This window comes from Faecalibacterium sp. OF03-6AC, from assembly GCF_003478175.1.
Taxonomy (GTDB): Bacteria; Bacillota; Clostridia; order Oscillospirales; family Ruminococcaceae; genus Faecalibacterium; species Faecalibacterium taiwanense.
On the sequence record NZ_QUEN01000014.1, the window covers coordinates 39123 to 46583 of the forward strand.

The window sequence follows — 7461 nt, forward strand, 5'->3', positions numbered from 1 at the left end:
GAAAAAAAGCAGGAGATCTTTTTTCAGATTTCCTGCTCGGTGTGCCGCTGTGTGGGCGGCGGGTATTTAGTTGTAAAAGTTCGGGACAAGTTGACTCGATGTGTGGGTGGCAAACTGGAAGTTTTTTCATCCGGCTATATTAGCACTTATAATCTCTCCATTTGGCTCAACCACTATTTCAATAATATGTCCCCAAAACATATCGTCATCGTTGTAAAATAAAGATAAACTTCCATCTGGACTAACTGTTATTGAGCTAATTTCCATACGTTTTTTAAACAGTTCTCTTGTGATTTTTTCTGTATCAATTTCATCTGAATCCTCTAGCCATTCATTTGCAAGTTCTGTTAGCTCTTGTGCAGCAAATGCACGATATTTATTATCATTATCCACAATATTATCTACTAATTCCTTTAATACTTTCATTGCCTGTTCAGCGGTATCTCCATCTTCCTCATCGGTTTTCAAATATACATTTGCCTCTACACCATTCCAATTTATACTTCCTTCAAACCATGAAAACTCTCTTTCCAAAACAAAAGTACCTAATTCATTTTCCGTAGAAATAGGTTTTGAATAATGTTCCTTCAAGGCTTCCAATTTTTCGTTTGAAGCATTTTCTTCCAGTACTCTTATTAGCATATATCTGTTGTTCATATAATGTAATTGATATGGTTGTAATTTTTGAGGTATGCATTTCCTAACAACGACACGATAAATGCCAAATTGCTCAAATTCATATCCCCACCCATTGCGTTTATTGTCATTTTTTATAAGCCATTCAATACGACCTTTCTCATGAAAGAACTGACCTGTGCGCAAATCTATGGACGCAAGAAAATCAACAGATGGTTTCAGCATATCTTTTATAATTGCTGCTCCTTTACACGATGCTTGCACTAAAATAAGCATTTCATATTCTTCTGTTTCGAATTCTTTCTCAAAATCTGTTTGTACTGACATAATTCTTTCCACCTTTTCTTGGTAATTTACATAATCAAATTTTCTTTATTTTCCGAAAACTTCTAATTTGTTGTTGACTTCATTATACTTTACCCGACCCTCAAAGTACAGAGAGATTTTGTAAAACTTGTCGGCTGGGAACAGCTTGCAATGCAAGGTGTCCCCAGATGGCAAGTCCACAAAAGGGTAGCTGGCGGCAGCCAGCGCAGGGGAAGCGTAGCGTCCCCTGTATGATTTGGAGCAGACCTTGACTGCGGAAAATCACAGCCCTCCGGCGAGGAGCCTTCGGAGAACGCAATGCACCAACCTTTGGGTGGTGTATAATTGCGCCCTTAGTAAACTAAGGGGTTTCCGGCTTCTCCCGTTCCAGCAGTTTCTTCAATAGTTCCTGCGTGTCCTGCCTGTGAAAAATGAGTTTCAACAACAGCATAACATCATCATCTGTCAGGCGTTCCGGCTCTTGCAGAAAACTTTCCAGCATACCGCCACGAGTACAGAGCCGGTGCGTTCGTTCCTTTCGGGTAAGCTGCTTTAGCTGGTGCTGCAATGCCTTTTCATCATTGAGGGCTTTCCGCAGTTTCTTTTCACTCTTTTCCAACTCCCGGTTGAGCTTTTCCAGCTTTGAGGTATCAGGCAAGGGCAGCGTCCTCCTTTCTCGGTATCAGCACATAAATCCTGTTTGGTTCTCCAACGCCCTGACGCACCCGCATGATAAGTCCGGCTGCTTCCAGTTCATTCAAAGAACGCTTGACCGTCATAGAGCTGCGGGACAGGACTGCGGCAATGGCTGTGACAGGGAAGCAGACAAACAGGATTCCGTTCTCGTCCTCCTGCCCATTGGAGAGCATAGCGTCCAACATCCGGCAGTACATGACCTTTGCGGTGCTGCTGACTGGAAACCCTGTCAACGCTCTTGGAAAAGCCATACAGGGCGGCAATGGTGTGTCTATCGTCATAAATTCAAAATTCATTCGGTGTGTTCCTCCTTTTTCTTTGCTCGTTTGGATAAATAACGGGGGCAGTCAATCACAACCGCCCGGAAGCTCTGCTTGCACCCATGCTGGCATTTCCGGCATAATTCGTTGTAAGTGACACGCCCCCGGTCATTGAGGTAAAAAGAAAGCTCATGCTTCCTCTTTTTGCTCATTCTCGGCATATTGCGCTTCCTCCCGTTTTCGTGTATGGTTTCGGGGCGATTTTCTGCAAAATTACAGCCATAGAGCCGCCTAAAATCTCCCGAAGTATCAGCGATAGGGTAGACTATCCCCCTATCAGATTGTCGTGTTTCGGTATCATTTCGGTGTCAGTTCGCCAGTTCTCCCCGGTGTCGTTCCTCCCCTGAATCTCACAGCGGCGTATCGCTCCCTTTGGTATGCTCGTTTCGGTCAGGGTTCCTCCATATCCCTGCCAAAAGTCATGGCGCTACATCGCCGGGGAAGCATATCCCACACAGGCTGGTCATTCGATTGGAATAATCCATCGATGAACTACCTGTATCATAGAACATTTTTGTGCCCTGTGCCGTATATCCACAAAGTAGGAATCAGGGGGAAAATCAGAAATTTCCACGATTGCGGAAAGTGTGATATAATCCAGTTAAACGGCAGAAATAAAACCACCGGAAAGGAGCGTGCGCCCATGAAAGTTGCAACAAGCATACAGGAACGCCTTTGGGAACTCCGCAAGGACAAAGGCTTAAATCTGGAAGAACTATCAAAGCTGACAGGCATTTCCAAATCAGCTCTTGGAAGTTATGAAAAAGAGGATTTTAAGGAAATCAATCATGGCAACCTTATCACGCTGGCAGACTTCTATGGGGTCTCTGTTGATTATCTACTGTGCCGGACAGAGAACAGGGAGCAGATCAACACACCATTGACGGAGCTGCATTTGAATGATGAGATGGTGGCACTGCTGAAAAGCGGTCGGATTAACAACCGTCTGCTCTGTGAGCTTGCTACACATAAAGATTTCATCAAGTTTCTTGCAGACATTGAGATTTATGTGGACGGGATTGCTACCATGCAGATTCAAAACCTCAATGCACTTGTCGATACCGTCCGGCATGAAATCATTGAACGGTATCGCCCAGGCGAAGATGACCCGCATTTGAAAGTGCTGCAAGCCGCCTATATCAGTGATGATGAGTATTTCAGTCACATGGTTCTGGATGACCTCAACCTGATTATCCGGGATATTCGGGAAGCCCACAAAAAGGACAGTGAGAGTGCGCCCCAGACCACCGTTGCCGATGAATTGAAAGAAAATCTCGAAGCAGTCGAAAATTTCAAGGGCAGCCGGGATGAAAAGCTGGTTGTCCTTTACTGCAAGCAGCTTGGTATCAACTATAAAAATCTGTCAGACGAAGAATTTCGCTGGCTGATTCGGATTCTCAAAAAATCAAAGAAAATGGGAACGCCTATCAGCCAGAGGAAAAAACGGTAAAGGAAAACCGCTGTTGCATGGTTTGTTGGATTCCATGTAGCAGCGGTTTGTGCTGTGGTTATTATTTCATTCGTTTTCTTAATATCCGGCGATAATTTGTTTCTCCCTTTGGTGCGTCCTGTATAATTTCCAACACACCATCTTCAAGCATTTTATCAATGCGATTGGAAATCCATACATCACTAATTCCAAGTTGATATTTTCCTAAAACATTACCTATGACAATAGCCATTTTGAATTGCTCTGGCTGTTCCGCAATTTCACGAAGAATGAAACTATCATATATATCTTCTGAAACGCTTTGCAATTTACCATTTAACATTGCACGCAAAGGTGCATTTTCATTTTGAAGTTGATTCCATTTCATAGTACAAGCTGAAAGAAATACAGGATTAGCTTTCTCTTGTAGAGTTATATAGTTTCCCCATTCGCCAGGAGAGACCTCGCCCCATGCTATTTTGGATGTCATAGTATTTTCTTTTCCATATTCCCATGTAGGTAACTTAACCAAATAAATTGTTGTCTGGCAGTTTAATGGTTGAAGTTGTTTCATAAGCCAATACATACCACAAAGCTCATCTGGATTATAGCTATACCAAATGCGAATTTCTTCCCCAGCTACATATCGTTCAATCACTGAGGTCAATGTAGTTTTAATTTTCTGTATTTTTTCTTCAACCTGATAATCTAAATCCTCTACAAAGCAGACAGACAGCATTTTCTTGAAAATATTTTTCCGCTGTTCGCCAATTCCATTATCAGAAATATCTCCCACACTAAGAACCATATCAAAACAATAAACATCACTGCTCTTGCCTCCCAATGGAATAGCATTCTCCCAAGCAATGCGTTCTTGTTCCTGTGCTTGAAGCTGTGCCTTTTTCATTTCATCTGAAGATGGAACACTCCCGTCTTCGTGCCTCATAAATATTGAAACAGCACTTCCTCTATACTTTCCCTTGCCGTAAGTTTGGGCAATTTTCAAACTTCCACAGGCACTTTCACCAAATACAATTTCAATCATCTTATATACCTCCGATTTAATTGCTCCCGTTATGAATAAATCATCTCATACAAAACAATTTCTTCTGCCCTGTTGTGAATGTTATTGCAACGCTGCACCCATTCCATTTGTCGGGTACACTTCAATTCCTCTGTCACGCCCTCGGTAGCTTTCATCTGCTCCATGATAGTGTCTAACCGTTTTTGTGCCTGTTCATTCAGGTCTGCAAGATATGTCAACAATTCTCCGGTCAGTATCAATGTATTCAATCTGGCTGGGTGGACTTCTCTTAAATATTCCCGGTGCATTCGTCCGTACTTTCCGATAGGGCGGTGTTCCTCCGGCAGTTTCAAGCCTGGAATGTAGTAATCTCCGACAAGGATATAATCAATTCCGTTTTCCGTTATTCTTGGTTTCAATTCGCTCATGTTCCTTACCTCCTGTGGAAGCAGGCTCGTCTGGTACTAACTCAATTACATCGGTAATCTCACAATTCAGCGTTTCGCAGATACGGGCTAATGTGTCCATGCTGATGTGCTTTCCCTCTTTGCTCATGTTGGCAATCATATTCGTTGTCATACCAGCGGCAAGCCTTAAATCTTCTTTTCTCATATCACGCTCTAACAGTGTGTGCCAGAGTGGTTTATAGCTGATGTGCATATTATTTTCCTGCCTTTCTATCCATACCACCGGGGCGGTTGCCCCGGCAGGAACTTTTCTCTTATTATAACACCAATCTTGTGAAATCACAATTTATTCTTGTAGCCTGCCGCTGATACCGTCTGGATTGGTTTTTCCTTTCTTTTTGTTCCCTTTAATTAGCCATGAACTGCTTCATGCCCTGGGACTTTGCGCCGGGGTTATCGTTGCCGTAGCCCTCAAGCAGATTGATTGCACCCCAGATGCCAAGACCTGCGCCCAGAGCGATAACGAGAGTCTGAAGAACGGTTACTGCGCTATTGAAAAATGCCATAATATTTTCCTCCTAAAATTTGAAATTGTTTTGAGAATAGAAAAAGCCCTCCGTACTACCGGCATCAAAACCGGACGGAAGGCTTAGTTTACGAGAATCTTTTCAAGGAACTCCTCGACGGTTATCACGCCAAGTTTCTGTTCCATTCTGCTTCTTGCATATTCAGTTTCACAATCATATATATCACCACCACCTTTCATAAGAAACAGCCAATACATTGACTGCAACAAATCTTCACGAGAAGCACAGATTGTCGGTGAAAAAACGACAGGTGAAACCTTCAGAACCTCTGCGAGTTTCGCTGTGGTTTCTGCATTAGGGGTTCGAGCGTTTTTCTCATACTGAGCAATACGGACATCCGCTGTTTTCTCGGAATACCCCATCAGGAGTCCAAGCTCTTTCTGGGTAAGGCGGCGAAATCGTCTAACGAACTTCAATCGCTGCCCAATAGAGGTATCCGTGATCCACCAAGTCATTTTTTTTACACCTCGCTTTCTGCAAATTCTCGATATACAACCTCATTTTTTGCTCTGCGCTTGCCTACGGCTTCACTGGGAGCAAGGTCAGGGTAGGTTGCCTGCACTTTCTGTCTGCTTCTGCGGACAGTTTCAAACCCCGGAAAGCTGCGTCTATCCAGTTCCTTCAAAAACACAGGAACCGTCATGGCATGAATGTCGATGCCACGCAGACCGGAATAGTGTTCCAGTACCATCAGGTACAAATGATTGTCGGTATTTCTTGCCTTGTGGTCGTGTTCCAAGATGTTCTTAACCAGGGCAGATACCGTTTTCAGATTTTCCAAACAGAAACCTCCTTAATCCGCATCGACTACCACAAACTCATCACCTGCCTTGAGCTTCAACCTTCGACTCAGAAACTGCTCAATGTTGAACTCATTTCTCTTATCAAAGTCTGATGTGTACTTATAATTGGGGTGCTGCGTCAGATCGTACTTGTCAGAAAGAAACGGTCTGACACCACGCAACTGCAAAATACACTTGCTGCCATCCAGAACCGCAAGCTCATCTACGCTCGCAAGGTCTTTGCCTAACTTCTGATAATTCAAGCCGTAAGACGGGCTGTTACCTCTGGTGTTGGAGGTGTTGTAGGTGTCGATAGTTTCTTTTCCCAATGCCTGATTCAGTTCTTTGAGCGTGGTTGGCTCAGAACCACCCAGGAAAATTCGGGAATCCATGTTGCCGATGATGGTATCGGCATTGTCTTTATAAATGGCTTTCAGCTGTGATTGTGCCTGGAGAACAAGGCAAGCCGATATTTCACGGCTTCGGATTGTCGCTACCAGTTTTTCCAGATTGGGAATCTGACCGATGTTTGCCATCTCATCAATCAAGCAGCGCACATGAACCGGCAGTCTGCCGCCGTACACATCATCTGCTTTCTCGCACAACAAGTTGAACAGCTGTGTGTAAATCATGGAGATCAAAAAATTAAACGTCGCATCCGTATCTGACATAATCAGAAAGAGCGCCGTTTTCTTATCTCCGAGAGTATCCAACTGCAACTCGTCATAGGCAGTCACATCTCTGACCTCCTGAATATCAAAAGGAGCCAGACGAGCGCCGCAGGAAATCAAAATCGACTTAGCGGTCTTGCCGGCAGCCAGCTTGTATTTTTTATACTGACGGACTGCAAAGTGATTCGGCTTTTTCTTTTCCAGGGCTTCAAACATCAGATCCACCGGGTTCTGGAACTCCTCATCATCTTCCCGCACCTCCATTGCGTTCAGGAACTCAATCAGGGTGGAGAAATTCTGTTCCTCAACCGGAGCTTCATAGTGGATATATCCGATCAAGGCACAGTAGAGCAGCGTTTCCGCCTTCGTCCAGAACTCATCACCGGCTTTTCCATCACCCTTTGTGTTGGCAATCAGCGTTGTCACCAGTTTCAGAATGTCTTTTTCTGAATGGATATAGGCAAATGGGTTATAGTGCATCGACTTCTGAAAGTTGATGGTGTTGAAAATCTTGATGGTGTAGCCATGCTTCAAAAGGGCGTTGCCGCACTCAATCACGATGCTGCCTTTGGGCTGCATTTTGTCAAGATAAAAAATCAAGAT

Annotated in this window: 11 protein-coding genes and 1 pseudogene; 1 reads left to right on the forward strand and 11 read right to left on the reverse strand. The window is 43.9% G+C overall.

The genetic code is table 11. The features are described from left to right. Window positions 1–126: 126 nt before the first annotated feature. The 4 genes from DXA66_RS13040 to DXA66_RS13055 form a co-directional block, all read right to left on the reverse strand. A complete protein-coding gene (locus DXA66_RS13040) occupies window positions 127–963 on the reverse strand; it encodes a DUF2262 domain-containing protein (RefSeq protein ID WP_118529254.1) in 837 nt (278 codons plus the stop codon). A gap of 340 nt (window positions 964–1303) precedes the next feature. Then, complete coding sequence (locus tag DXA66_RS13045) at window positions 1304–1600, reverse strand: DUF3847 domain-containing protein (protein ID WP_118440873.1); 297 nt, start codon at window positions 1598–1600, stop codon at window positions 1304–1306. Beyond that, on the reverse strand, window positions 1593–1934 hold the full coding sequence (locus DXA66_RS13050) for a DeoR family transcriptional regulator (RefSeq protein WP_118529255.1): 342 nt from the start codon (window positions 1932–1934) through the stop codon (window positions 1593–1595). The genes DXA66_RS13045 and DXA66_RS13050 overlap by 8 nt, the downstream gene beginning before the upstream one ends. After that, on the reverse strand, window positions 1931–2119 hold the full coding sequence (locus DXA66_RS13055; protein ID WP_002304353.1) for a hypothetical protein: 189 nt from the start codon (window positions 2117–2119) through the stop codon (window positions 1931–1933). Before DXA66_RS13055 ends, DXA66_RS13050 begins: the two co-directional genes overlap by 4 nt. A 482-nt stretch (window positions 2120–2601) precedes the next feature. On the opposite strand from DXA66_RS13055, the gene DXA66_RS13065 reads away from it, so the two are divergent. After that, window positions 2602–3408, forward strand: a complete 807-nt coding sequence (locus DXA66_RS13065; RefSeq protein WP_118529256.1) for a helix-turn-helix domain-containing protein — start codon at window positions 2602–2604, stop codon at window positions 3406–3408. Window positions 3409–3469: 61 nt separating this feature from the next. Here the strand turns inward: DXA66_RS13065 and DXA66_RS13070 are convergent, their stop codons facing one another. The 7 genes and pseudogenes from DXA66_RS13070 to DXA66_RS13100 form a co-directional block, all read right to left on the reverse strand. Continuing rightward, the gene (locus DXA66_RS13070) at window positions 3470–4432 is read right to left on the reverse strand and encodes a DUF3658 domain-containing protein (protein WP_005601707.1); all 963 of its coding nucleotides are present in this window, start codon (window positions 4430–4432) and stop codon (window positions 3470–3472) included. Window positions 4433–4461: 29 nt separating this feature from the next. Beyond that, window positions 4462–4839, reverse strand: coding sequence for a TnpV protein (locus DXA66_RS13075; protein WP_005335912.1), 378 nt, complete (start codon window positions 4837–4839; stop codon window positions 4462–4464). After that, a complete protein-coding gene (locus DXA66_RS13080) occupies window positions 4799–5161 on the reverse strand; it encodes a helix-turn-helix transcriptional regulator (protein WP_005335920.1) in 363 nt (120 codons plus the stop codon). Before DXA66_RS13080 ends, DXA66_RS13075 begins: the two co-directional genes overlap by 41 nt. A 70-nt stretch (window positions 5162–5231) precedes the next feature. After that, window positions 5232–5384: pseudogene (locus tag DXA66_RS13085) on the reverse strand (Maff2 family mobile element protein); the annotation flags it as partial. An 83-nt stretch (window positions 5385–5467) separates the two neighbouring features. Then, on the reverse strand, window positions 5468–5860 hold the full coding sequence (locus DXA66_RS13090; protein ID WP_002304334.1) for a helix-turn-helix domain-containing protein: 393 nt from the start codon (window positions 5858–5860) through the stop codon (window positions 5468–5470). A gap of 5 nt (window positions 5861–5865) precedes the next feature. Further along, window positions 5866–6186 carry a hypothetical protein gene (locus DXA66_RS13095; RefSeq protein ID WP_002304332.1) on the reverse strand — a complete coding sequence of 107 codons (321 nt, stop codon included), beginning with the start codon at window positions 6184–6186 and terminating at the stop codon, window positions 5866–5868. A 12-nt stretch (window positions 6187–6198) separates the two neighbouring features. Beyond that, window positions 6199–7461 (reverse strand): VirD4-like conjugal transfer protein, CD1115 family (locus DXA66_RS13100; protein ID WP_118529257.1); only part of this gene is annotated, 1263 nt, incomplete at its 5' end.

Excerpts from the sequence above, each read along its gene's own strand:
- DXA66_RS13040 (WP_118529254.1), bottom strand. The coding sequence starts at position 963 with ATGTCAGTACAAACAGATTTTGAGAAAGAATTCGAAACAGAAGAATAT.
- DXA66_RS13050 (WP_118529255.1), bottom strand. The coding sequence starts at position 1,934 with ATGAATTTTGAATTTATGACGATAGACACACCATTGCCGCCCTGTATG.
- DXA66_RS13055 (WP_002304353.1), bottom strand. The coding sequence starts at position 2,119 with ATGCCGAGAATGAGCAAAAAGAGGAAGCATGAGCTTTCTTTTTACCTC.
- DXA66_RS13065 (WP_118529256.1), top strand. The coding sequence starts at position 2,602 with ATGAAAGTTGCAACAAGCATACAGGAACGCCTTTGGGAACTCCGCAAG.
- DXA66_RS13070 (WP_005601707.1), bottom strand. The coding sequence starts at position 4,432 with ATGATTGAAATTGTATTTGGTGAAAGTGCCTGTGGAAGTTTGAAAATT.
- DXA66_RS13075 (WP_005335912.1), bottom strand. The coding sequence starts at position 4,839 with ATGAGCGAATTGAAACCAAGAATAACGGAAAACGGAATTGATTATATC.
- DXA66_RS13090 (WP_002304334.1), bottom strand. The coding sequence starts at position 5,860 with ATGACTTGGTGGATCACGGATACCTCTATTGGGCAGCGATTGAAGTTC.